Source organism: Croceibacterium atlanticum (assembly GCF_001008165.2).
Taxonomy (GTDB): Bacteria; Pseudomonadota; Alphaproteobacteria; order Sphingomonadales; family Sphingomonadaceae; genus Croceibacterium_C; species Croceibacterium_C atlanticum.
Genome location: NZ_CP011452.2, coordinates 1714050 through 1737999 on the forward strand (window position 1 = coordinate 1714050; position 23950 = coordinate 1737999).

22 protein-coding genes and 1 pseudogene are annotated in these 23950 nt (G+C 63.4%); 9 read left to right on the top strand and 14 right to left on the bottom strand.

What is annotated here, in order from left to right; translation table 11 throughout:
- Positions 1-20: 20 nt before the first annotated feature.
- On the bottom strand, positions 21-1145 hold the full coding sequence (dapE, locus tag WYH_RS08150) for a succinyl-diaminopimelate desuccinylase (protein WP_046903449.1): 1125 nt from the start codon (positions 1143-1145) through the stop codon (positions 21-23).
- Positions 1142-1810, bottom strand: coding sequence for a glutathione S-transferase family protein (locus WYH_RS08155; protein ID WP_046903450.1), 669 nt, complete (start codon positions 1808-1810; stop codon positions 1142-1144). The genes dapE and WYH_RS08155 overlap by 4 nt, the downstream gene beginning before the upstream one ends.
- Before the next feature lie 178 nt (positions 1811-1988).
- On the opposite strand from WYH_RS08155, the gene WYH_RS08160 reads away from it, so the two are divergent.
- The 3 genes from WYH_RS08160 to WYH_RS08170 are packed head-to-tail and all read left to right on the top strand — an operon-like array spanning position 1989 to position 5982.
- Complete coding sequence (locus WYH_RS08160) at positions 1989-4070, top strand: TonB-dependent siderophore receptor (RefSeq protein WP_046904954.1); 2082 nt, start codon at positions 1989-1991, stop codon at positions 4068-4070.
- Entirely contained in the window at positions 4070-4645 is a 576-nt protein-coding gene (locus WYH_RS08165) for a hypothetical protein (RefSeq protein WP_046903451.1), read from the top strand. Before WYH_RS08160 ends, WYH_RS08165 begins: the two co-directional genes overlap by 1 nt.
- The gene (locus tag WYH_RS08170) at positions 4642-5982 is read left to right on the top strand and encodes a PepSY-associated TM helix domain-containing protein (RefSeq protein ID WP_046903452.1); all 1341 of its coding nucleotides are present in this window, start codon (positions 4642-4644) and stop codon (positions 5980-5982) included. The genes WYH_RS08165 and WYH_RS08170 overlap by 4 nt, the downstream gene beginning before the upstream one ends.
- 19 nt (positions 5983-6001) lie before the next feature.
- Here the strand turns inward: WYH_RS08170 and yihA are convergent, their stop codons facing one another.
- The 6 genes from yihA to WYH_RS08195 form a co-directional block, all read right to left on the bottom strand.
- The gene (yihA, locus tag WYH_RS08175; protein ID WP_046903453.1) at positions 6002-6640 is read right to left on the bottom strand and encodes a ribosome biogenesis GTP-binding protein YihA/YsxC; all 639 of its coding nucleotides are present in this window, start codon (positions 6638-6640) and stop codon (positions 6002-6004) included.
- A complete protein-coding gene (gene yidC / locus WYH_RS08180) occupies positions 6637-8412 on the bottom strand; it encodes a membrane protein insertase YidC (protein WP_046903454.1) in 1776 nt (591 codons plus the stop codon). The genes yihA and yidC overlap by 4 nt, the downstream gene beginning before the upstream one ends.
- Positions 8413-8450: 38 nt before the next feature.
- A complete protein-coding gene (gene yidD / locus WYH_RS08185; RefSeq protein WP_046903455.1) occupies positions 8451-8660 on the bottom strand; it encodes a membrane protein insertion efficiency factor YidD in 210 nt (69 codons plus the stop codon).
- Positions 8657-9019 carry a ribonuclease P protein component gene (gene rnpA, locus WYH_RS08190; protein ID WP_046904955.1) on the bottom strand — a complete coding sequence of 121 codons (363 nt, stop codon included), beginning with the start codon at positions 9017-9019 and terminating at the stop codon, positions 8657-8659. Before rnpA ends, yidD begins: the two co-directional genes overlap by 4 nt.
- Positions 9020-9041: 22 nt before the next feature.
- Complete coding sequence (gene rpmH, locus WYH_RS16510; RefSeq protein WP_082347909.1) at positions 9042-9176, bottom strand: 50S ribosomal protein L34; 135 nt, start codon at positions 9174-9176, stop codon at positions 9042-9044.
- A gap of 64 nt (positions 9177-9240) precedes the next feature.
- Positions 9241-10026, bottom strand: a complete 786-nt coding sequence (locus tag WYH_RS08195) for a hypothetical protein (protein WP_053833457.1) — start codon at positions 10024-10026, stop codon at positions 9241-9243.
- A 131-nt stretch (positions 10027-10157) separates the two neighbouring features.
- Here WYH_RS08195 and WYH_RS08200 point away from each other — a divergent pair.
- Both WYH_RS08200 and WYH_RS08205 read left to right on the top strand, forming a co-directional pair.
- A pseudogene (locus WYH_RS08200) lies at positions 10158-10847 on the top strand (magnesium chelatase domain-containing protein); the annotation flags it as partial.
- A gap of 324 nt (positions 10848-11171) precedes the next feature.
- Positions 11172-13583, top strand: a complete 2412-nt coding sequence (locus WYH_RS08205) for a membrane-bound PQQ-dependent dehydrogenase, glucose/quinate/shikimate family (RefSeq protein ID WP_046904958.1) — start codon at positions 11172-11174, stop codon at positions 13581-13583.
- A gap of 15 nt (positions 13584-13598) precedes the next feature.
- On the opposite strand, the gene WYH_RS08210 is transcribed toward WYH_RS08205, so the two are convergent.
- Genes WYH_RS08210 through coxB form a run of 3 tightly spaced genes read right to left on the bottom strand, consistent with a single transcriptional unit; the run spans position 13599 to position 17283 of the window.
- Positions 13599-13919, bottom strand: a complete 321-nt coding sequence (locus tag WYH_RS08210; protein ID WP_046903456.1) for a hypothetical protein — start codon at positions 13917-13919, stop codon at positions 13599-13601.
- On the bottom strand, positions 13916-16432 hold the full coding sequence (gene ctaD, locus WYH_RS08215; protein WP_046903457.1) for a cytochrome c oxidase subunit I: 2517 nt from the start codon (positions 16430-16432) through the stop codon (positions 13916-13918). Before ctaD ends, WYH_RS08210 begins: the two co-directional genes overlap by 4 nt.
- Positions 16429-17283 carry a cytochrome c oxidase subunit II gene (gene coxB, locus WYH_RS08220; protein WP_067674902.1) on the bottom strand — a complete coding sequence of 285 codons (855 nt, stop codon included), beginning with the start codon at positions 17281-17283 and terminating at the stop codon, positions 16429-16431. Before coxB ends, ctaD begins: the two co-directional genes overlap by 4 nt.
- Before the next feature lie 3 nt (positions 17284-17286).
- Between coxB and WYH_RS16515 the strand changes: the two genes are divergently transcribed.
- Positions 17287-17766 (top strand): DUF2231 domain-containing protein, encoded by a 480-nt coding sequence (locus tag WYH_RS16515; protein ID WP_067674899.1) that lies wholly within the window; start codon positions 17287-17289, stop codon positions 17764-17766.
- Here WYH_RS16515 and WYH_RS08225 read toward each other — a convergent pair.
- Both WYH_RS08225 and WYH_RS08230 read right to left on the bottom strand, forming a co-directional pair.
- Positions 17669-18232 carry a CopD family protein gene (locus WYH_RS08225; protein WP_082347911.1) on the bottom strand — a complete coding sequence of 188 codons (564 nt, stop codon included), beginning with the start codon at positions 18230-18232 and terminating at the stop codon, positions 17669-17671. The two genes, WYH_RS16515 and WYH_RS08225, sit on opposite strands and share 98 nt — an antisense overlap.
- The gene (locus WYH_RS08230) at positions 18204-18923 is read right to left on the bottom strand and encodes a cytochrome c oxidase assembly protein (protein ID WP_046904961.1); all 720 of its coding nucleotides are present in this window, start codon (positions 18921-18923) and stop codon (positions 18204-18206) included. Before WYH_RS08230 ends, WYH_RS08225 begins: the two co-directional genes overlap by 29 nt.
- A 406-nt stretch (positions 18924-19329) precedes the next feature.
- Between WYH_RS08230 and WYH_RS08235 the strand changes: the two genes are divergently transcribed.
- A complete protein-coding gene (locus WYH_RS08235; RefSeq protein ID WP_046903458.1) occupies positions 19330-19962 on the top strand; it encodes a tyrosine-type recombinase/integrase in 633 nt (210 codons plus the stop codon).
- A 99-nt stretch (positions 19963-20061) separates the two neighbouring features.
- Here the strand turns inward: WYH_RS08235 and WYH_RS08240 are convergent, their stop codons facing one another.
- Complete coding sequence (locus tag WYH_RS08240) at positions 20062-20385, bottom strand: YnfA family protein (protein ID WP_046903459.1); 324 nt, start codon at positions 20383-20385, stop codon at positions 20062-20064.
- A gap of 335 nt (positions 20386-20720) precedes the next feature.
- Between WYH_RS08240 and WYH_RS08245 the strand changes: the two genes are divergently transcribed.
- Together WYH_RS08245 and WYH_RS08250 are read left to right on the top strand one after the other, a co-directional pair.
- The gene (locus WYH_RS08245; protein ID WP_046903460.1) at positions 20721-22853 is read left to right on the top strand and encodes a TonB-dependent receptor; all 2133 of its coding nucleotides are present in this window, start codon (positions 20721-20723) and stop codon (positions 22851-22853) included.
- Complete coding sequence (locus WYH_RS08250) at positions 22853-23935, top strand: PepSY-associated TM helix domain-containing protein (RefSeq protein WP_046903461.1); 1083 nt, start codon at positions 22853-22855, stop codon at positions 23933-23935. Before WYH_RS08245 ends, WYH_RS08250 begins: the two co-directional genes overlap by 1 nt.
- Positions 23936-23950: the final 15 nt, after the last annotated feature.

Consider the following 23950-nt stretch of genomic DNA (forward strand, 5'->3'; position numbering starts at 1 on the left):
CCTCGCTGCCTTGTGCAAGCTCAGCTGGAAAGTGCGGCCTGCACCACGCGGCGATAAATCCGCGTCAGCGCCTCCAGATCGGGCAGCGCCACGGCTTCATCGCATTTATGCATGGTCGCATTGACCAGGCCGAATTCGATGACCGGGCACAAATCCTTCAGGAACCGCGCATCGGACGTGCCGCCGCTGGTGGATGCTTCCGGCACGATGCCGGTTTCCGCCTCCACCGCCCGGGCGATCATTTCGGAAAATTCTCCGGGCGGGGTCAGGAAGGGTTCGCCGGAGATCACCGGATTGGCAGTGCCGCCATGCTTGCGGGCGATCTCCATCACCCTTTCGCCCAATTCGGCGCCGCTATGAAGATCGTTGAAGCGGATGGATATGCGCGCCTTCGCCTTGCCGGGAATGACATTATGCGCCGGATTGCCGATCTCCATCTCGGTGATTTCGAGATTGGAGGGCTGGAACCAGTCGGTCCCTTCATCCAGTTTCAGCGCATCCAGTTCCGCCAGCATCGCCACCAGACGCGGGGCCGGATTATCGGCCAGATGCGGATAGGCGACATGGCCCTGAACACCCGTGGTTTCCAGGAAGATATTGACCGAACCGCGGCGGCCGATCTTCATCATGTCGCCCAGCCGGTTCACCGATGTCGGTTCCCCAACCAGGCACAGATCGGGCACGTCGCCGCGCTGGCGGATCAGGTCGATCAAGGCGCGCGTGCCGTAAATGGCCGGGCCTTCCTCGTCACCGGTGATGATGAAGCTGAGCGTGCCAGCATCCGCCGGGATATCCGCCACGGCAGCCACCATGGCGGCGATCGCGCCCTTCATGTCCACCGCGCCCCGGCCATACAGCAGCTCGCCGCGAATCTCCGGCGTGAAGGCTTCGCCAGACCAGCCCTGCCCGGGCGGCACCACGTCCACATGACCGGCAAAGGCGAAATGCCGGGTACCCTTCGGCCCGCGCCTGATGGCAAGGAGATTTTCCACCGGCCCATCCGGCACTTCCCCCGCGATGAAGCGATGAATCTCGAAGCCCAGCGGTTCCAGCATGTCCTGCATGCAATCGAACACCGCGCCGCGCGCGGGCGTCACGCTTTCGCAAGCGATCAGTCTCTCGGTGAACTCGACGGCGGCGCTCAAGCGTTTTCGACCACTTCGAACTGTTCGATCACCCAGCGTTCTTCCTCGGCCGCGCCAATCCATGCCTGCATCCAGTCATGTTCCCAGATGGCCTGCATATATGCCTGCGCGAAACCCGGCACGCCGATGCCATAGGTCAGGAACCGGCTGACCACCGGCGCATAGAAGATATCGGCCGCGCAGAACGTGCCGAACAGGAACGGGCCGCCCTTGCCGAAACGGGCCCGCGCCTCCGCCCACAGGCCTAGAATACGCACGATATCCGCGCGTGTCGCATCGGTCAGTTCCAGACCGTTCACCCGTTTGCGGATATTCATCGGGCACTGGCGGCGCAGGTCGAGATAGGAACTGTGCATTTCCGCGACCATGGAACGGGCCATGCCGCGCGCCGCTTCGTCCTTCGGCCAGAAGCGATCGCGCCCCACCTTGTCGGCCAGATAATCGAGGATGGCCAGGCTGTCCCAGACGACCACTTCACCGTCCCACAGGACGGGCACCTTGCCGGCGGAGGGTTGGAACACGCCATCGGTCCGTTTCGTGGCCTGCCAGTCATCCCCGTCGATATGGACGGTCAGCTCGTCGAAATGCAGCCCGGATTGCTTGGCCGCCAGCCAGCCGCGCAGCGACCAGCTGGAATAGTTCTTGTTGCCGATAATCAGCTTCACGCCGGTCCTCTCTCGGTCTTTCCGGCGTGCCCTAGGCGTTCGCCGGGGACGTGTCGAGGCTGGACACAATGAGAGGATGGCATCTTCCGGAATCACACGGCTTGCTAATGAAACTGACTCTCATTAGATGACAGCCAACCGGCGTCCCGATCCGCCCAAAATATCCATGAGGAATCTGATGAAACTGTCCCGGCCGCTCCTGCTCGCCTGCACCTGCCTCGGCACCACACCCGCATTCGCGGAAGAAGCGCCGGACGATCGCCAGATCATCGTGCAGGGCGAAGTTCTGCGCAGCGCCTCCGCTACGCAGACCGACACCCCGGCAATCGAAGTGCCGCAGCCGGTGACTGTCGTGACCGACGAAATCTTCCAGGCGCAGGGCGCGATCTCCGTCAGCGATACGCTGAACTATGTTGCCGGTGTGACCGCCAATTCCTACGGGCCTGACAGCCGTGTGGATGGCGGCTTCGTGCGCGGCGTCACCCCGCTGCAGTTCCGCGACGGGATGCGCGACATTTTCGGCTATTACGCCAGCATTCGCGCGGACCCGTACAACTTCTCTCAGGTGGAGGTCGTGCGCGGCCCGGCATCGGTGCTGTTCGGTGCCGGATCTCTGGGCGGGATCGTCAACCTGGCGTCCAAGCTGCCCGAATTCACGCCCGGCGGCGAAGTGGCGATTCGCTATGGCTCGCATGATCGCAAGGAAGCGCTGGCCGACATTACCGGCCCGATCGGCGATACGATTGCCGGCCGCGTCGTCGCCCGTGTTCGCGATTCCGGCACGCAGACCGATTACGTTCCCGATGACCGGGTGATGATCGCCCCATCCATCACCTGGGCGCCGAGCATGGACACCAGGCTGACCCTGCTCGGCCTGTATCAGGAAGACGATGGCGGCTCGACCTCGCAATTCCTGCCGCTGGTCGGCACTATCCTGGACAATCCGAACGGCACGCTGCCCAATGATCTGTTCGTCGGCAAGCCGGGCTGGGATCGTTATGATGGCCGCCTTTTGCAGGGCACGGCCCTGCTGGAACAGCGCGTGACAGACAATGTCCGGCTGAACCTGAAGGCGCGCTATATCGATAGCGACGTGACCTATTTCACCCATTATCCGAACAGCTATTCCAACCCGACAAATCCCTATCTGGACGCGGACCAGCGGTTGATCACCCTGATTGCTTCCGGCGGCCCGGCGCGGATGGAAGTGTTCACCACCGACAACAATGTGCAGTTCGATTTCAATACCGGCGCAAATGTGGAGCATGTCTTGCTCGCCGGGGTCGATTACAGCTGGAACCGCGTGCGTAAAGAAGCCGGCTATGCCTATGAAACGATCGATATCTACGACATCGATTACGGCTCTCTGTCCGATTTCGGCGGCGGCCCGCCCCAGCCTTCCGGACCAAGCGAAGACACGGAACAGGAACAGCTCGGCCTTTACCTGCAGGATCAGATCCGCTTCTTCGACCGCGTATCCCTCGTCCTTGGCATCCGCCATGATGATGTCAGTTCGGACAGTTTCGGGACGCAGGCCTTCGTTTCCAGCGCAACCACTTATCGCGCCGGCATCATCGCTGAAATCGTGAACGGCGTTTCGCCCTTCTTCAGCTACACCGAAAGCTTCGAGCCGATTTCGGGCGCGACCAGCGACGGATCGCCCTTCACGCCAAAATCGGGCCGCCAGTTCGAAGCGGGTGTAAAAATCCATCCCAACGAAGCCACGCTGCTGACGCTGACCTGGTACGACATCAAGGAAAATGGCCGCCCGATCCCGGACAACAGCACGCCTGATCCGGATGACCGGATACAGGCCGGCGAATCATTCTCCCGCGGTTTTGAAGTGGAAGGCAGCACTGTCCTGCCCGGCGAAATCCAGCTCCTTGCCAATTTCAGCTATAACAAGGCCGAAATCGAAGGAACGGGCCAGCAGATCGACAATGTGCCGAAATACAATGCCTCGGCATGGGCCATGAAGGGCTTCGATCTTGGCGGCGACACTTTCCTTCGCCTTGGCGGGGGCGTCCGCTATGTCGGCAAGAACCGTTCCTATGGCCCGGCCTTCCCCAACGGGCTGGTCACGCCGAGCTTCACCCTGGTGGATGCCATGGCAGAAGTGACCTGGGATGAAAGCTGGAGCCTGCAAATCAACGCCACCAATCTGCTGGGCAAGGATTATTACGCGGCCTGCCTTGCGCGGGGCGATTGCTTCATGGGCGCCGAACGCAATGTGTTCGGCACGCTGAGCTACCGCTTCTGATGGCGGATCCCCTGCTCTGGGTCGCTTCGGCAGCCGGCATCGCCGGTGTCGGCGTGCTGCGCATGTCCTGGGCAGGGCGAAAACGCTCCACCACCCGCAACAGTGCGGGCTGGCTGCTATTGCTGGTGGGCGCGATTGGCGGGGCCTTGGCGGAAGGGGCGTGGGGCGTCTCCATCGTCTCCCTCTTCGCGATGGGGACGGCGGCGCTCATCCTCGCCCATTCCGCCATCACCGCCCCGCCCGGCAAGGCGAAGCCATCCGATCGGCGGGTCCGCATGCTGCCAGAAGCGGGGGAAAGCCTGCATATCGGCGCACGGTTGCTGACTTTCGTGCTGGTGGCCATCGTCCTTCTCGCCATTTCCGTTGGCCTGGGCATTGCCATTCGCGGCTTCGCCTATCTGGCGGGCATGAATGAAGCGAACAGCAATGTGACCGGCCTGTTCGCCGTGCCGATAATCTGGTCCATCCTTGCCGTCTGGCTGTTGATGCTGGAACGCCCGCGCAACCGGCTGATCCTGGTGCTGGCAAGCTGCATCCCGATCCTGCCCCTTCTATTCATCGGAGCTTCGGCATGAACATGGCGCCCGACACATCCACGGTGAAGAAGGCGCTGTCCGCCCATGCGGCCATCGGCCTGGTTGCCGGCGCCCTGCTCTATCTGATCTGCCTGACCGGCACGGTCGTGGTCTTCTACGAAGAATGGCAGTGGATCGAACAGCCCGATGCGCCGGAGATGGAACGGATCGCGCCGGAAGCGGTGCAGCGCGGCGTCGAAGCGGTAATGGCGAGCGAGGCTGACCGCGAACCGACCACGCATCTCTATGTCCATTTGCCGGTGGAAGACCTGCCGCGCGCCACGATTTCCACCGATACGCAGGCAGTACATCTGACGCAGGACGGCAGCATCGCCAATCCGGAGGAAGTAGCCTGGTCGGATTTCCTGCTGGCCCTGCACTACCGGCTCAACCTGCCCAGCCTTATCGGCATCACCATCGTTGGCGCATTGGGCGTGATGATCGTCAGCCTGGCAATTTCAGGAGTGATCGCCCATCCGCGCATCTTCCGCGATGCATTTCGCCTGCGCGCCCGCAATGGCGGCGGGATCGCCCTGGCGGACTGGCATAATCGCATGAGCGTGTGGACCCTGCCCTTCTCGCTCGCCATTGCGCTGACCGGGGCGGTGATCGGGCTGGCATCAATCGCGGCCTATGGCCTTGGCACGCTATATTACGATGGCGATCTGGAAGCCGTCTATGCGCCGATCTTCGGGGAAGAAGGCGCGAGCGATGCAACGCCTGCACCGGCGCCCGATGTCGCCCGCGCGCTCGGTTACATGCAGGCCAATTATCCCGATGTCGTGCTGACCTATGCCATATTGCACGATCCCGGCACGCAGGGGCAGCATATCCAGATGGTCGGCGAACATCCGCGCCGGCTGATCTTCGGCGAATATTACGATTTCGACGCGGCGGGGAATTTCGCAGGCACGGCAGGGCTGGCCGATGGCGAACTGGGCCAGCAGACGGCGGCATCCATCTATAATCTGCATTTCGGCAATTTCGGCGGCCTGCCGGTCAAGATCGCCTATGTGATCTTCGGCCTTGCGCTGACCGCGATCTGCGCCACCGGCACCTATATCTGGCTGGGCAAGAGGCGGCGACGGGGCCTGTCGGAACCGCGCCTGCTGGCCGCCTGGGATGCGATTGTGTGGGGCACGCCGCTGGCGCTCGCCATCGCCTTCGCCGCGCGCCTGCTGATCGGTAATGCCGCCGCGCTGGAAGCGATCTTCTGGCTGAGCGCGCTGGCGATACTGGTGATCAATATCGCGCTGGCCGGCAAATTGCCGGGGCGCCGGGTGCTGCAATCGCTGCTGGTGATCGGCTGCACGGCAGGGCTGGTCCTCGCGGCATAGAGCCGCACCAGCCTGCCGTTCAGGCGAGGATGTCCTGCAGCACGGCAGCGCGCAATTCGGGAATGCCCATTCCCTTTTCGCTGCTGGTCACGTGGATCACCGGATAGGCTGCCGGGTGCTTGCGCGCCTGCGCCTCCACCTTCGCCAGCACATCGGCCAGTTCGCTCGCCTTCACCTTGTCCGCCTTGGTCAGCACCAGGCGATAACCGACGGCCGCTTCGTCCAGCATCTTCATCATCTCCTCGTCCGGAGGTTTGATGCCATGGCGGCTGTCAATCAGAACAAGCGTGCGCTTCAGCACGGCCCGGCCGCGCAGGAATGTGCGCACCAATTGCTTCCAGCGTTCGACCACTTTCACCGGCGCCTTGGCAAAGCCATAGCCGGGCATGTCGACCAGCCGGAACACGGTGGGCGTTCCGATCTCGAAGAAGTTCAGTTCCTGCGTGCGGCCCGGTGTAACCGATGTGCGCGCGATTGATTTGCGCCCGGTCAGGGCGTTGATCAGCGAGCTCTTGCCGACATTGGACCGGCCGGCAAAGGCCACTTCGGGAAAATCCGCATCCGGCAGGAATTTCAGCTCCGGTGCCGAGAGCAGGAATTCAACCCTGCCCGCGAACAGTCGCCGCGCTTCCTCGATCAGTTCGTCCTGCTCGCTCACTCCTTCGCCTTCTCACGTTCGGCCGCGCGGGCCTTGTCGGCACGGTCCTTCTCCATCTGCGCCTTCAACTGGGGATGGCGCGAATAGAGATATTTCTGTTGTGCCACCGTCAGGATGTTGGAGGTGATCCAGTACAGCAGCAGGCCGGCGGCGAAAGGCGCCATCACGAACATCAGCACCCACGGCATGATCATGAAGATCTGCTGCTGGGCCGGGTCCATCGCGGCGGGGTTCAGCTTGAACTGGAGCCACATGGTGAAGCCGAGCAGCACCGCCAGCACACCGATTGCCAGGAAGCCGGGCGGGTTGAAATCCAGCAGCCCGAACAGGTTGAGTATATGTGCCGGATCGGGCGCGGAAAGGTCGCGGATCCACAGGGCGAAGGGCTTGTGGCGCATTTCGATCGCCACCAGCAAGGTCTTGTACAGGGCGAAGAAGATCGGGATCTGCAGGAAGATCGGCAGACACCCGGCCAGCGGATTGACGCCTTCTTCCCGGTAGAGCTTGCCCATTTCCTGCTGCAGCGTCGCCTTGTCGTCCTTGTGCCGTTCCTGCAGCGCCTTCATTTTCGGCTGCACCGCGCGCATCTGCGCCATGGACGCGAACTGCTTCTGGGCGATGGGGAACATCAAGGCCCGGATCACCACGGTCAGCAGGATGATCGCCACGCCGAAATTGCCTGTCAGCGCATAGAGTTCGCGCAGCAGCCAGAAGATCGGCTTCATGAACCAGCGGAACCAGCCCCAGTCGATCGCCAGGCCGAAATTCTCGACCCCGGCATCCTCGTAATGGTCGAGCACGGCGCTTTCCTTCGCACCGGCAAACAGCTGGGTCGAACGGCTGGCGGTTTCGCCGGATCCGACAGTGACTGCATCATAGAGCAGATCGGCCCGATAATGCTCGCCCCCGGCAGTACGGAATTCGGTCTGCGTTTCGGTGCCCGCCTGCGGGATCAGCGCGGACAGCCAGTAAATATCGGTAAAGCCTACCCAGCCGGTGGGGGTGGCGTTGCGAACCGATCCCGCTTCGGCCACATCGTCATAATCCCAGCTGAAATTCACCTCGCCGCCGAAATTGCCGATCGGGCCGGAATGCAGGTTCCACATATCGCTACTGGCCGTGCGGCTGGTGCGATTGATGAAGGCATAGGGCCGCAGCGCGACAGAACCTTCCGCATTGTTGATGACGGACTGATCCGCCGTCAGCATGTAGAATTCATCGATCGAGAAGCGGATGGTGAAGACCTGGCCTTCGCCATTGTCCCAGGTGAGCGTGACGGGGTTGCCGGGGGCCAGCGGGCCACCTTCGGCCTGCCACACCGTATTGGCGCCTGGCAGCTTCACGCCTTCGCCAATCCAGCCGAATTGCGCGAATTGCTGCGCGGGCGTGCCACTGGGGGAGAACAGGCGGACAGGGCCGCTATCCTTGTCGACCGTCTGGCGGTGGGTCTTGAGAACGATATCGTCGATCCGCGCACCGACGGGGTTGATGGAGCCGGCAACTTCCGGCGCATCGATCCGCACGCGCTCGGCGGTGGCCAGCGCGGTTTCGAGATCGCGTACTTCCTCCGCCTGTTCGGCGGGATCGGTCAGCCCGCCATCGCGGATATGCGTGGCCGCCGCGCGCTGCGCCGGCGTGTCGGTGCCGTTCTGCGCCAGTTCTTCCGTCGGAGCCTGATCCGACTGCGGATAGAACTGGCTCATCGCCACTTCGTAGCCGAGAAACAGCACGAGGCTCAGCACTACGGCGAGGACGAGATTGCGATTTTCCAAGATGCGGGTCCTAAGATACTGCTTGCCGTACCGATGCGTCAGGGCACCGGGTCATAGCCATGACCACCCCAAGGGTGGCAGCGCAATAGACGCTTGATCGCGATCCATCCACCCTTGATCGCGCCATGTTTTTCCAGCGCCTCTATCGCGTACTGGCTGCAGGTCGGCTGATAGCGGCAGGACGGCGGAAGAATGCGCGAAGGGCCGAGCTGCCATCCACGCGCGATGAGTATGAAAATCCGTTTCATTTGCGGCCGCTCCGGCGGCGGCGGGACGGATCGCCCTTGCCGTCTGCCGCGCGCGACAGGGCGAATGAGAGTTCGCCGCGCATTTTCGCGAAATCGCGTTCGATCCCGCCTTCGCGGCCGATCAGCACGTGATCGTGATCGGGCAGCCCTTCATCCGGGAGGGCCGCACGCAGCAATTCGCGGAACCGGCGCTTCATGCGGTTGCGAACAACCGCATTGCCGATCTTCTTGGTGACGGTAATTCCGTAACGCTTGCCCCGCCCCCCATTGGGACGGGCCAATAGCACGAAGCCGGGGCGTGCAACACGCAAACCCCGGTTGGCAGCAAGGAAATCCGCGCGGCGTTGAAGGACCGCGATGGATTCCGGTGCTTCGTTCGTGTCAGGCGCTGAGTTTCTTGCGTCCACGGGCGCGGCGGGCGCGAAGCACCTTGCGGCCACCGGGGGTAGCCTTGCGGGCGAAGAAACCGTGGCGGCGCTTGCGCACGAGATTGCTCGGCTGAAAAGTGCGCTTCATCTTTCAATCCTCGAATTCAAACGAAAAGGGCCGCCCGTTGGGACGGCCTGATATGGATGCGCGGTTAGTTGAGGCCAGACGCGAAGTCAAGATAGGCGAGCTTCGGCGCGGCCGGTTTCTCGGCCTCCACCCACTGACGCATCTCGCTCCCCGTCAGCCATAGCGCATTTTCGAAGCTGGCGGAATTGGTCATGGTATAGAATGACGCGGCTTCTTCCGCGCTCATGCCCATTTCGCGGTAGTAGGAGAGGTATTTCCGGTTCTGCGGCGAATCGGCGGCGAAGTCATCGGGTTCCAGCCCTTCCACGTCGATCCAGGCATGGACGGCGAACTCTGCCCCGTCCGCCACCACGCGGCTTTCACCCGCCAGGAACAGTTCCACCGCGCCCGAACGGACGGAGCCACCCTCCGCCACGAATGTCCGCAGGCCGGCGGCGCGGATCATCCGGCCCAGGCGCAGATTGGCGATATCGTCATAAGTGCCCGGGCAATCGTGAAATTCCAGCACTTCGATGGATGGGAAATCCCGCAGCATCGCCGCGAAGCTGGCGGGCGTGCCGCGATCCGTCACGTCGACAAGTGCGGCAGTACGCTCGTCCAGCACACGGAACGGACCATATTCGGCAATGGCCGCATCGGCGGCGGCGGCAAGATCGGGAATGTAGTATCGGCTGGCCAGCGCCTGCCCGGCCGGCGCCACTACTGGCTGTGCCGGAACTTCCACTGCAACCGGCGGGGGAGCGGGAGCCTGCCCCTTTTCGACCATCGCATGCGCCGCGCCCGGCAAGGCGAAACAGGCGCAAGCAATTGCAACAAGGCGCAGACGGCGTTCCATCCCGAATGCCTGCATCGAGGGATGCTGCTCAGGAGTGAAATTTCACGGTTGCCCGCAAATTCACCATATTCGCATCCGAAGCGGCGCGAAGCGCTCGACATGGGGTTTTCGCGCGCTATCGTCGCCGCCGGATAAGGGGGCAATAAGTGGTCGCACTGGTTTCTACCGTGGCCTATCTCGGGCTGGAGGCGCGGCGCGTGGAAGTTCAGTGCCAGGTGGCGCCGGGCATGCCGCGTTTCGCGATAGTGGGGCTGCCGGACAAGGCAGTGGGCGAAAGCCGCGAACGGGTGCAATCGGCGCTCGCATCCATGGGCCTTTCCCTGCCGCCCAAGCGGATCACCATCAATCTTTCCCCGGCCGACCTGCCGAAGGAAGGTTCGCATTACGATCTGCCCATCGCGCTGGCCTTGCTGGCCGCCATGGGTGTGACCGATGCCGAACAGCTGGCCGACTGGGTGGCAGTGGGCGAACTGGCGCTGGATGGCAGGGTCGTCGGTTCCCCCGGAGTATTGCTGGCCGCGATTCATGCCAGCGAAACAGAAAAGGGCCTGATCTGCCCGGCCGGCCAGGGGGCGGAAGCGCGCTGGGCCAGCGGCGTGCCCGTCTGCGCCGCGCCGGACCTGGTCAGCCTGCTCAACCATCTTAAGGGCACGCAGCGCCTGCCCGATCCCGAACCGGGCGCGGTCGAACCGGCAGCCCCCGGCCCCGATCTCAAACAGGTGAAAGGGCAGGAAACCGCCAGGCGCGCGCTGGAAATCGCCGCCGCCGGAGGGCACAATCTGTTCTTGACCGCGTCGCCGTCGATTGCATTACGCGCAACGGCAGCTTCGCGCCCTCATGCCGGACATTCGACCAATCGCGACAAGATCCCGAAAGCCGCCATTCGTTCGTGGGGCCGACGATGACAACAATGTGTCCTCGTTTTGGTCATTCTTTGCGGCTTCGGGGTGGCCATTAGCGGACGTTGACTCATCCAGTCGCCCTTCCGTCCACGTAGGGCGCCGGATCGCCACTCGCAAATTGTCGTTATCGTAATCTCGAAACCATAGCGCCCGCCCGCCGTTGGGGAGGAAAGTCCCATCATCGGCTCCCTGCGCGGCCGGCACAGCCCGCCGCCGCCCCGGTCCCATGCCGATTTGCGCGAGGAGAGGATGCCGACCATGGATGGCAATCACACAACTAGGAGCGCCCGCGATTGGACCCGTTTCTTGGCTCTGGCTCTGGGTGGGCTTCTTGGCCTCATCGGGCTGGTACTTATCGTAGGCGGCGCGTGGCTCGCACTGCTTGGCGGGTCCCTCTACTACGTCATTGCCGGTCTCGCGCTGCTTGCCAGCGGCGTGCTCATTGCACGGCGGTCCATGGCCGGAGTGCTGTTCTATGTCGCATTGTTCATCGGCACGATCGCCTGGGCATTCTGGGAAGTAGGCGGCGATGCCTGGGCGCTGCTGCCGCGTCTGTTCGGTCCGGCAGTTCTGTTCCTGCTGGTGGTGCTGATCACCCCGCTGATGCGCGAGGCGCGCTATGGATGGAAGCATGCGGGTGGGGCGGCGCTGGCTTCGTTCCTGGTTTTCGTCATCGGCGGCTACATCATTGCCCAGCAGCACGATCCGTGGGAGCGGGGCACCCTGCCGCAAACGCTGATGGCGGATGCGGACCTATCCTTCGCGGCGCCGGACGGCGACTGGATCGCCTATGGCGGGACTTACGGCGCACAGCGCTATTCGCTCCTTCGCCAGATCACGCCCGATAATGTGGGGCGGCTCGAGCGGGTGTGGGTCGCGCACACGCGCGACCTGCCCGAGGACAAGAGCGACAACAGTTATGGCGCCGAAACCACACCGCTCAAGGTGGGCGACCGGCTGTATCTGTGTTCGGCGATGAACATCATGATCGCGCTGGACCCGGCCTCGGGGCGCGAACTCTGGCGCTACGACCCGCAGGTGCCGGATGAATATATCCCCTATACCGCCGCCTGCCGCGGCGTTGCCTATTACGAAGTGCCCGATGCCGCGCAGGACCAGGCCTGCGCAGCGCGGGTGATCCAGGGTACGCTCGACGGGCGCATCGTCGCCGTCGATGCGAATTCCGGCCTTCCCTGCGCCGATTTCGGCCAGAACGGCTCGGTCGACATCACCACCGGCATGGGCGAGGTGGTCCCGGGCATGGTCTCGATTACCTCGCCGCCGGTTGTCGTGCGGGGAAATGTGGTGACCGGCCACCAGGTGCTCGACGGGCAGAAGCGCGATGCGCCTTCGGGCGTGATCCAGGCTTTCGATGCCGTCACCGGCGAACTTGCCTGGGCGTGGGACCTGGCGCGGCCCGACCTCACCGGCGCCCCGGAGCCGGGCGACAGCTACACGCGCGGCACGCCCAATATGTGGACCATTGCCTCGGCCGACGAGGAACTGGGCCATGTCTACCTGCCGATGGGCAATTCGGCAGTCGACTATCTCAGCGCCAGCCGTTCCGATGCCGAGAACGAATATGCAACGGCACTTGTGGCGCTCGATGCCGAGACCGGCCGCCCGGCCTGGCATTTCCAGACCGTCCACAAGGACGTGTGGGATTATGACCTCGGTTCGCAGCCGACATTGATCAATCTTCCGGGCGGAGTGCCCGCGCTGGTCCTGGCCAGCAAGCAGGGAGACATGTACGTGCTCGACCGGCGCACCGGTCAGCCCCTCACAGGCGTGGAGGAGCGCCTCGTTCCCCAGGGCGGAGTGGAGCCGGAAGAGCGCACCCGCACCCAGCCATTCTCCACCTGGCACACGCTCGCCAAGCGTGACCTGACGGAACGCGACATGTGGGGGATGTCGCCGATCGACCAGATGGTCTGCCGGATCCAGTTCCGCCGGGCCGCCTATGACGGCATCTACACCCCGCCCACCGCCGACCGGCGCTGGATCCAGTATCCCGGCTACAATGGCGGGTCGGATTGGGGCGGCATCGCGATCGATCCGCTGCGCGGCCTAATTGTCGCCAATTACAATGACATGCCCAATTACAACCGTCTCGTTCCCCGCGAAGAGGCTGACCGGCTCGGGTGGGTTCCGCGCGGCGATCCGCGCGGCGGCGACCTTGGCGAGGGCGGGCCGGAAGGTGCCGGCGACCCGCAAATGGGCGCGCCCTATGCGGTCGACGTCAACGCCGGCTGGCGGATGCCTTTCACCAACTTGTTGTGCAAACAGCCGCCTTATGGCGGCATCCGCGCAATCGATCTGCGCAGCGGCCAGACGGTGTGGGACCGGCCATTCGGGTCCGCACGCAAGAACGGCCCTTTCAACATTCCCTCTATGCTCCCTCTGCGTATCGGCACGCCCAACAATGGCGGCGCGGTCGTCACAGCGGGCGGGCTGATCTTCATCGCGGCGACAACCGATGACCGGATCCGTGCCATCGATATCGAAACCGGCGAAACGCTGTGGGACGATGTGCTGCCCGCGGGTGGGCAGTCCACCCCCATCACTTACGAAGCCAACGGGCGGCAATATGTGGTGATCATGACAGGCGGGCATCACTTCATGGAAACGCCCATCGGCGACGAGGTGATCGCCTATGCTCTGCCGCGCTGACCTCCGGCCCGACCGCTAACAGGTCTGCAGCAGCGCGACCGGCATCCCGGTCCACAGCATTGCGCCCAGCGCGGCGACGGCAAGCGCCAGCCCAAGCCTGCGCAGGAACGCCGTGTCGCTCGAACCCTGCGCCGGCTTGCGGAGGAAGGCGAAGACGAGCCCGCCGCCCGCCGCCAGCAAGATCAGCCACACTCCGGTCAGCACCCAGCGCGCGCCATTGAAGCCCACGGCGCAGGAATAGCCATGCGCGGCATAGAGTACGACGAAGGCCAGCGCCCATAGCGAGAAGCCGGCAATCAGTGCCAGCGGCCCGGAGAAAGGCGTTTGCCTCCTCATCCCGTTCCCAGCACCGGGCCGAGATGGATCGCGGCGACCGTCACCGCCCCGACCAGCGCGGAATAGCCCGAGAATGCCGCCAGGTTGCGCGGATCGAGGCTGCGCCGCGCGCTCACAAACCCGGCCCGGCCGCGGGCCAGCACGAATGCCGAGCCGATCGCCGCCAGGCCGTTGTGCAGGATAGCGTAGAGCGCCAGCGCCCATATGCACGCGGCATAGGCATGACTTGCGGCAGGCGGAGTCAGGAAAGCCAGCGTGGCGGCAAAGGCTATGCAGGCGAGTGCATTCGCCGAGGCCGATACAACGAGCCAGCGCGCGCTTCGCGCCGCGTCGCCGCGCAGATTGGAGCGATGTGCGGCCAGCGGGGCGAGCCCCGCCATCGCCAGCGCGGCCAGCGTCGCTATCGCAAGCCCGGGCGCAGCATCGATGAAGGCAGGCGGCGGCCAGCCGGGCGCAATGACCCACAGGAACAGGTAGCCGAACAGCAGCGAGATGAAGAGCGTCGCGTCGAACACCAGCGTGAAGACCATCCCCCACCAGCCGGGGGCCTGCGGGTGGGCGTGATGCGGCGGCAGCCGGGTGCCCTCTCTACAATCGACCGAGTCCGGATCGGCGGTGTCGCCTGATCGCCAGAGCCACCAGCACCCGCATCCAATCACCGCCAGGCCCAGCAGCCCCGCCCCCCAATAGAACCCTGCCAGGAAACAGATCGCCGCGCCGACCAGTGCAAGCGCGGTCCAGAACGGAATGAGCGTGGGTCCGGGCAGAATGATCACATGCTCCGGCGCGCCCGTGACGCTGTCCACCGCCATTGTCGCTCGCCGCCCGCCCAGTGCGCCGGGCAGATAGCCCGTTCCGCCCGCAAGGCGCGCCGAGAGGTCCGGGTCGTCATGCAGCGGATGGCGACTGCCCACTTTCGGCAGGCTGGCGAAATTGTATGTCGGCGCAGGCGTGGGCATGGCCCATTCCAGCGTATCCGCCTTCCAGGGATTGTGCGGAGTATGCGGGGCAAAGCGCCACTGCACCAGTATGTCCACCAGCGTCATGGCGAAACCAATCGCCATCACGAAGCCGCCGAAAGACGATACCAGGTTCGGCCAATCCCAGCCCAGCCCGGTCTCGTAAGTGAATACCCGGCGCGGCATGCCCAGCAGACCGGTCCAGTGCATGACCAGGAAGGTGAGGTTGAAGCCGATGAACACCAGCCAGAAGGCAAGGCGGCCCAGCCCCTGGTCGGTCCGCCTGCCACTCAGCTGCGGCCCCCAGTAATAGATGCCCGCCATCACTGGAAACACGAACCCGCCCACCAGCACATAGTGAAGGTGCGCCACCACGAAATGGGTGTCGTGCACCTGCCAGTCGAATGGGACCACGGCCACCATCACTCCGGTGAGGCCGCCGCTCACGAAGACGAAGAAGAAGCCATAAATCCAGAGCATCGGCAGGGTCATTTTCGGCCGGCCTTTGAGGAGCGTGGTCAGCCAGGCGAAGATCTGGATCGCCGTGGGCACCACCACCAGCAGACTGGCCGCGGAAAAGAATGCCAGGCTCAGATGCGGGATGCCTGTGGTGAACATGTGATGCACCCACAGCCCGAAGCTGAGAAACGCCTGCGCGATCAGCGCTGCCACGATCCAGCGATATCCGACGATGGGCCGCCCTGCGAACACAGGGAGGATCGTCGAGATTACCCCCGCAGCCGGAAGGAAGATGATGTAGACCTCCGGATGCCCGAACAGCCAGAACAGGTGCTGCCAAAGCAGCGGATCGCCGCCCCGTGCCGAATCGAAGAACGGCAGGCCGAATGCGCGTTCGGCCTCAAGCAAAATCGAACCGAGGATGAGCGGCGGGAACCCGACCAGCATCATCGCCGCCGTGATCCACAAATACCAGGCGAGGAGCGGCATCTTAGAAAGCGCCATGCCTCCTGCCCGCACTTTCAGGACAGTGGCCATGAATTCGATGGCCGCACACACGGCAGACACCTCCACCACCGTGATGCCGACCAGCCAGATGTCCGAATTGATCCCCGACGAAAACGGCTTGGACGAGAGCGGCGTGTACATGAACCAGCCGCTGTCGGGCGCGATACCGAGCACCAGCGCTGCCAGCAGGATCAGGCCGCCGGCAAGATAGCACCAGTATCCGAACGCGCTCAGCCGCGGGAAGGCGAGGTCGCGTGCGCCCAGCACCTTAGGCAGCATGTAGAGCGCAAAGCCTTCGATCAGCGGGATCGCGAAGAGGAACATCATCACCGTGCCGTGCATGGTGAAGACCTGGGCGTAATTCGCCGCATCCAGGAACTGGGTATCTGGCCCGGCAAGCTGCGCCCGGATCAGCATCGCCAGCACACCGCCGATGAAAAAGAATGCGATAGCGGTCACCATGAAGCGGATGCCGATGACGGTGTGGTTGGTTGCCCCAAGGAAGCCGAACCAGGTCTTCGGCTGGCCGTAGAGCGGCTCCATCTCGTGATGCAGCGCGAGGGCGCGTTTGTGTGCCGTGTCGTTCATTCGATTCCCGTCAAGTCGAGGAGGTAATCCCGCCATTGTTCGATGATCGTTGCGGCAGGGGCGGGCCGCGGGTTGAGCACCTGGGGCGGCGGCTCGAAGCTGCCCGCCTGCTCCGCCAATGCCGCGGCGTAGGCTTCCGCAGGGTGCGCAATCACCACCATCTGCATCGGCGCATGACCGATGCCGCAATATTCCGCGCAGACGCCGCGATAGCGGCCCGGTTTGTCGGCGTGGAGGACCATGCGATTGGTCTTGCCCGGAACAGCATCCATCTTGCCGCCCAGGCGCGGCACCCAGAAGCTGTGGATCACGTCGCCGCTCGTCAGTTCCAGCGTGAAATCTCGACCGGCGGGCACGTGGATTGTGTTGATCGTCTGGCCGCCGCCCGGATAGATCGCGACCCAGCGCCACTGCTCTGCCCGCACGGCAATCACCGCCTCATCGCTGCTGCGGGCGAACAATTGTTCGCCTCGCAGGAATGCGAAACCCATCAGCAGGGCGAGTGTGACCAGGGGAAACACCAAGCCCCAGCCGACCAGCACCCGGCGTGCGGAAATATCGCGCAGGCCATGCCGCTCGCGCAGGGCATAAAGCGCGACCGCCAGCACCAAGCCCAGGATGGCCACGGCCCCGCCCAGCATGATCCACCACAATTCCGCCACCCGGGCGGCAGCGGGCCCGGCCGGGTCGAGCGCCGAAAGTTCGCCGGAGCAACCGGCCGATGCGAGGCTGGCGAAGATGGCCGCGCAACCCTTCGCGCCGCCGCGCGTTACTCCCGCATGGCCAGACTTGACGAAGCCAAAGACCAGAGCGTCGGCTCGCGCATCGCGCTGGCCGGGCACCCGATCCACGCGATGATGGTGACTTTCCCGATTGCGCTGGTCGTGGCCACGCTGGCGGCGGACCTGTTCTGGTGGTTGACCGCCGACCCATTCTTCCCGCGGCTTGCCTTGTGGGCCAGTGGATGGGGCTTCGCCTTCGGCGTGCTCGCAGGAATCGCCGGCACCGCCGAACTTCTCGCGGGACGGGGGATTCGCCGCCGTCCCGAAAGCTGGACCCATGCCACCGCTGCGATGATGCTGCTGGCGGTGATCGGTGCCAATTGGGGCCTGCGCCTCTACGGGCCGGCCGAGGCCGTGCTGCCCTGGGGCCTGTTCCTCTCCGTGGGAGGGCTGCTCTTCGTCGGCCTGGCGGGCTGGCAGGGGGGCAAGCTGGTGTTCGAGCATCAGATGGGCGTCATGATGAATGAGGATAGACAGGCGGAGCATGCCGAGGAGGAGGCGGAGGAGGAGCGTGCCGCTCTTCCAGGGGTTGCAGCTGACCCGGCTCGGTAAGCCATGTCGGCAAGCCGGGATCGATCGCAGGCTTGGCCAGCACCAGCGCCAGGATTGCTAGCGAAGACGCGCCGATGGCCAGGGCGACGAGCCGGATGCGCAAGGTTGGCCCTTCCACTTCCTCATCGGCGAGATGCGCGAGCACATGGCCGTACTGCATATGCGCAACCACCAGCACGCCGACTGCCGCGAGCTTCGCGAACATCCACGGATGGAGGGCATCGGCCAGGAACAGCAACGCTCCGCCTGCGCCGACCGCGACGAAAGCGGCCGGGGAGACCAGCCCCATATAGGCGAAGCGGCTGCCCATCCGGACTCGTGCAAAGTCCTGCCGGTCGCGCACGCGCTGGTGGTTCTGGAGCAGCGCCGCGAGATACAGCAAGCCCGCCACCCAGACGGCCACTCCGGCGATATGGAGGAACTTCAGCCACAGCATCTCAGGATACAGGCTCCGCGCGGAGTCCATGCAGCAACCTCGAAACGGCGGAGTAACCGGCCAGGACGGTCAGCGGCAGGCTCGCGGTCCACATCAGTAGGCCGGCCAGCTGCTGGTCGGCCAGCGGCGTCAGGCCATAAAGCCCGGTGGTGAGATAATGCGGGGCATAGAGCGCGCCGGGCGCAAAAGTCAGCAGCGCGCCGAGCAGCCCCATCTGCATCGTCATGGCAATGATTGCCAGCAGCGCTGCCGGCAAGGAGGTTGCGGTATCGGCCAGCCGGTACCAGAACAACATGGCCGAACCGAGCAACGCAACCTGCCCCAGCCAGTATGCCAGGTCGCTCGACAGCGCCCAGCTATAGGCAAGCGGCACGTGCCAGGCCCACATGACCGCCACATGCAGTACGAGCGCGGCGGAGAGCGGGACCTTTGACAGGTCGGCCGGCAGGCGGACGAACTGCCCCGCCAGGAGCGGCGCGGCGGCGTAGACCACGAGCAAATGGTGCGCGGCCCGAACGGAAAACAGGCCGGAACTCAGCGCGCATATCGGGGAAACATAGGCTAGGGCCAGCAAGCCCAGGCCGGCCCAGCTGGCGCGCGGCTGATGGCTCAGCAGCCATGCGGCCAGCGCCAGTGCAGCCAGCAGAGGCGGGTCGAAATTCCATGCGCCCGCTGCTGCCCCGGGCAGGGGCGCGGGGCCACAATATGGGACAGCCGGCATGCCGCCTCCTTCATGCAGCGCCGATTCCACGAAGTACTCGACGCGGGCCATTCCGGGATTAACGCACGCCAGCGATTTCGGTTGCGGTGGTCGGGGAATTCTACTCAGGAAAGACTTCGCCACCGGTGCCGCAACTGACCAGTGACTGTCCACGCGTCCAGGCGTGAACGATATCGAAGAGCGCGCGAATCTGCCGCTACCTGGTCAGATAAATGCGGGCTTTCGAGGGATCGTTGGGGGCGTTGAACGGCCGGTTTGTCAGCGCCTGCTGACGAAGGCATGGGCTCACCCTAACGTCAGCTTTCCCGATTTCTGTACTTGAAACCGGACAGGCGGAACTCGGCCCCACACATGAAATCATTCCGTGCGTTCTCCGTTCGGCCAATGTTGGCCGAGGAGAAATACAATGGGATACTCATGCTTTGATGGAGCTATGCGGCATCGTCCTGCTTGGAATGCGGGCAAGAATGTTGGAACGAAACGTCCCCTAACGCAGAAGCAGATCTGGGCGATCCGCTTTCATCTCGATCGCGACGGACGGTTGCGAGACAAGGCTCTCTTCGACCTTGCCATCGACAGCAAGCTGCGCGGTTGTGACCTCGTCAAGATCAAGATCGGCGACGTGGTTGCGGGTGCTGAGATACGCAATCGAGCGACCGTCATTCAGCAGAAGACCAACCGACCAGTGCAATTCGAACTTACCACCGACGTGCGGGCGACATTGCTAACGTGGCTGGAACGCCGGGGAGGCTCTATAGGCGACTATCTGTTCCCGAGCCGAGTGGATCACACTGGCCATATGAGTACGCGACAGTATGCACGCTTGGTCGACGAGTGGGTGACGGCGATCGGGCTGCGCAAGGCCGAATATGGCACACATTCGTTGCGCCGGACGAAGGCGGCAATGATCTACCGTGCCACAGGCAACATTCGGGCGATCCAAATCTTGCTTGGTCATACCAAGATCGAGAACACAGTGCGCTATCTTGGCGTCGACGTCGAGGATGCTCTGCTTCTGGCGGAGAGGACCGAAATCTGATCACATCTGCGGCCGATCGGCCAAGCTGGTCGGCCGCTTTCAGGCGGGGGGTCATGTGCGATCATCGGCCAGCGAAGGGGGGAGCTGATGCTGGAATACTTAGGCCGGGCGCGGACCGAACAGGATGATAGCTGCACCGCCAAGACAAACGATTGCGCCAATCAGGTCCCATCTATCGGGCTTTGCGCCTTCGATCAGCCATAGCCACGCGATAGCCGAAACAATGTAAACGCCACCGTAGGCTGCGTATGTGCGACCGGCATGTACTGCTTCTACGAGCGTCAACAAATAAGCAAAGAGAGCCAAAGCCATCATGCCCGGAACAAGCCACCAGACGGATTTGTCCAAGCGCAACCATGCCCAAAATGCGAAGCAACCTGCGATTTCTGCGAGCGCTGCTCCGATGTATGCGAATGCAGTCATGCCTTTCGTTCGCATCTAACTCGAACTTCCGCAATTGGCCTCAAAACTTTGAGACCGCGGCAAGTAGGCGGCGGCCGCTGGGCTGCGCGCTCATTGGCAACCGATAGTTGGATTTCCAGAGGCGGACAGCGCGCTCCTCTGTTGGCCTCACCTCTGCAAACGCTGATCTCGGGTTAGGAGTATCTAGCCACCGCAGCCTTCACATCAGTAACTTATGCCGAGGCCGCAGTCCGCAACCTAAGTTTGAGGGCAGAAAATTCCGCAGAGCGGGCATACTGCTATTGCGACCCAATTGCAGAAACGCTAGGCGGCGGCGAATCTTCAGGGAGTTTCGAATGTACCGCTACCTCGTCGGCGTGCTTGCGCTGGCCCCGCTTTCGCCTGCTTTCGCGCAGGAAGTCCGGCCAACGGACAGCACAACTGTTGACGACGCAGGGGGAAGCGAGATCGTCGTAACCGCGACCCGCAGCCAGCTTCCGGCCAGCGCACTTCCTCTCACCATCGATGTCATAGACAGCGAAGCGCTGGAGCGGCAGGTACTGGTATCGGGATCGACGGTCGATGCGGTATCCGCCCTTTTGCCATCCTTCTCTCCCACAAGGGAAAAGCTTTCGGGTTCGGGCGAAAGCCTGCGCGGCCGATCGCCGCTCTATGCGATCAACGGGATTCCCCAGTCGACCCCGGTGCGCGACGGTTCGCGCGACGGCTACACCATCGACCCGTTCTTCATCGACCGGGTCGAGGTGATTTACGGATCGAACGCGCTGCAGGGCATCGGCGCGACCGGCGGCGTGGTCAACCAAGTGCTGGTCGGCGCGCCGCGCGAGGACGGCGTATCCGTCCGCACGCTGCTACAGGCCACCTTGCCCGACGGTTTCGACGGGGAAGGCATCGGCGCGAAGTTCGGCGCACTGGTGGGTTATCGGTCCGGGAACCTCGATGCCAATTTCGGCGGCACGCTGGAAAGGCGCGGGGCATTTTCCGACGGCGCGGGCAACCGGATCGGCGTGGACGGCACGCAGGGCGAAATCCAGGACAGCGACAGCTGGTCGGTGTTCGGTCGCCTCGGTTACGAACTGGCGAGCGGCGCCCGGTTCGAAATCGTGGCCAACCGCTTCGAGCTGGAAGGCAACGCCCATTACATCGCCGTCACCGGCCACCGGGATGCCGGTATCCCCGCGACCAGCGTGCGCGGCGATACGCCGGGCGATCCGCCGTCCAACACCGCGGAACTGATTTCTGCATCGCTCACCGACACCGACCTTGGCGGCGGAACCTTCGTGCTGCAGGGATTCTACAGCCGCACCAGCGACGTCTTCGGCGGAGGCATTTTCGGGACATTCCAGGATCCCGCAATCGACCCGACCGGCAACATCTTCGACCAGTCGGCCAACAAATCGCGCAAGCTGGGCGGCAAGGTCAGTTACGAGCGGGCCTTGCCCGGTTTCGAGGACCTGGTCCTGACCGCCGGGTTTGATGCGTTGTTCGATCGTACCGAACAGTCACTGGTTCAGACTGATCGCATCTGGGTTCCACGCAGCGACTTCCGCAGCCTTGCCCCGTTCCTGCAGGGCAATCTGGCCCTTGCCGACGGACTGGTGCGGCTGGCGGGTGGCCTGCGGTACGAGAACATCCAGCTCGACGTCGGCGATTTCACCACGCTGGCAAGCTACGGATCGGTGGACGTCGCTGGCGGCTCCCCTTCGTTTCAGGATGTGCTGTGGAATGGCGGCATCATCGTGGAGCCCATCGACGGGCTGCGCGCCTACGGCAGTTACGCAGAAGGCTTTACCATCGCCGATGTGGGCCGCATCCTGCGCGGCATCACCCAGGAAGGAGTCGATGTGGACGAGTTCCTCTCGCTCGAACCGGTGGTGTCGAACAACCGCGAACTGGGCCTGGAATGGGATCGCGGCAATCTGACCGCGTCGGCCGGATATTTCTGGTCGTCCAGCGATTTGGGATCGCTGCTGGTCCTGCGCAACGACGTCTACGAGGTCCTGCGCCAGCCGATCCAGATCGAGGGCTTCGAAGCCAGCCTGGCGTGGAAGACACCCGTTCCCGGCCTTTCGCTGAGCGGCGGCTATGCGACCATCGAAGGCCGCACAGATGGCGACGAGGACGGCGAGGTCGACGAGGATCTGGACGGGGCCAACATCTCGCCCGATCGCGTCAACCTTGCGGCGGATTACAAATCAGGGCGCTTCAGCGCCCGCGCCCAGGCCCGCTTCTACCTCGCGCGCGAGTTCAACGATCCGGCGGTGGATACTGATTTCGAGGGCTATGCCCTGCTCGACGCCTTTATCGCCTATCGCACCGATTTCGGAGAATTTGCGTTTGCGGCGCAGAACCTGACCGACGAATTCTACATCACCTACGACAGCGACACGGTGCGGGTGACCGACAGCAGCCGGTTCTATTCGGGCCGCGGACGCACATTCACGCTGAGCTGGCGCGGCGAATTCTGATGAAGCTCCTGTCGCTCCTGCATCGTTGGGCGGGCGGCATTGTCGGCCTCCTGCTGGCCGTTATCGGCTTGTCCGGCACGGTTCTGTTGTGGGAGGATAGCTGGATCATGCTGGCAGGGGCGGACGAGCCGGTTGTCAGTGATCCGCAGGCTATGGGTCAGGCGGTCGCGGTCGCGCTGCAGACAGGCCCAGACCTATCACGGATAACCTTTGCAGGTGAAGAAATCGGGCTTCATCAGGCGATCTATCGCGATGGAAGCGGCGCTTATATCACGCAGGATGGCAATGTGGTGGATCGCTGGTCAAGCATGTGGGAGAGGCCTGAACTCTGGCTGTTCGATCTCCATCATTACCTGCTCATCGGCGAAAGTGGAAAAACGCTTACCGGGGTGCTTGGTGTCCTGCTGCTGGCCTTTACAGTTACCGGGGTCATCCTGTGGTGGCGAACCCGTAAGACGTTCAAGTTCCGCCTCTGGCCGCCACGATACACCGCCAGCGCCATAGTACGACACCATCGCGATCTGGGAGTAGTTGCCTCTCCTCTGCTTATCCTTGTCGCTGCTACGGGAACGCTGATGGTGTTCCCCGCTGCGTCGGATGTCATCCTGTCGCCTTTCGCTTCAGTGGACGATGAGCCGGATCTTCCCGGAGACCTGCTGCAGGTCGACGAAACGACAGATTGGCAAGCATTGATGGTGGCTGCCCAATCCGCCTTTCCCCAATCAGAGCCGAGGCGTCTGATGATGCCGGATGAACCCGGCAAGCCGGTAGCGATACGCTTTCGTCAGCAATTCGAATGGACGCCGAACGGACGCAGCTATGTTTGGCTCGCTCCGGCTGGAGCAATCGCCGTCGGAACAAAGGATCCCGCCCAATCCGATGCGCGTTCCGCGATTGTCGAGAAATTCTATCCGATTCATGCCGCCAAGGTTGGAGGGCTAGTCTGGCGCCTGATCATGACTTTTGCTGGAGTGGCGTTGGTCCTCCTCGGCTCGTTTGCAAGCTGGAGTTTCTGGAGGGCCAAAGTAAGTAAGCTCAGGCCCACTGCTTCCATTTCGAATACACCAAGGACTACGGGATAACTTTTCCGCGTTTGG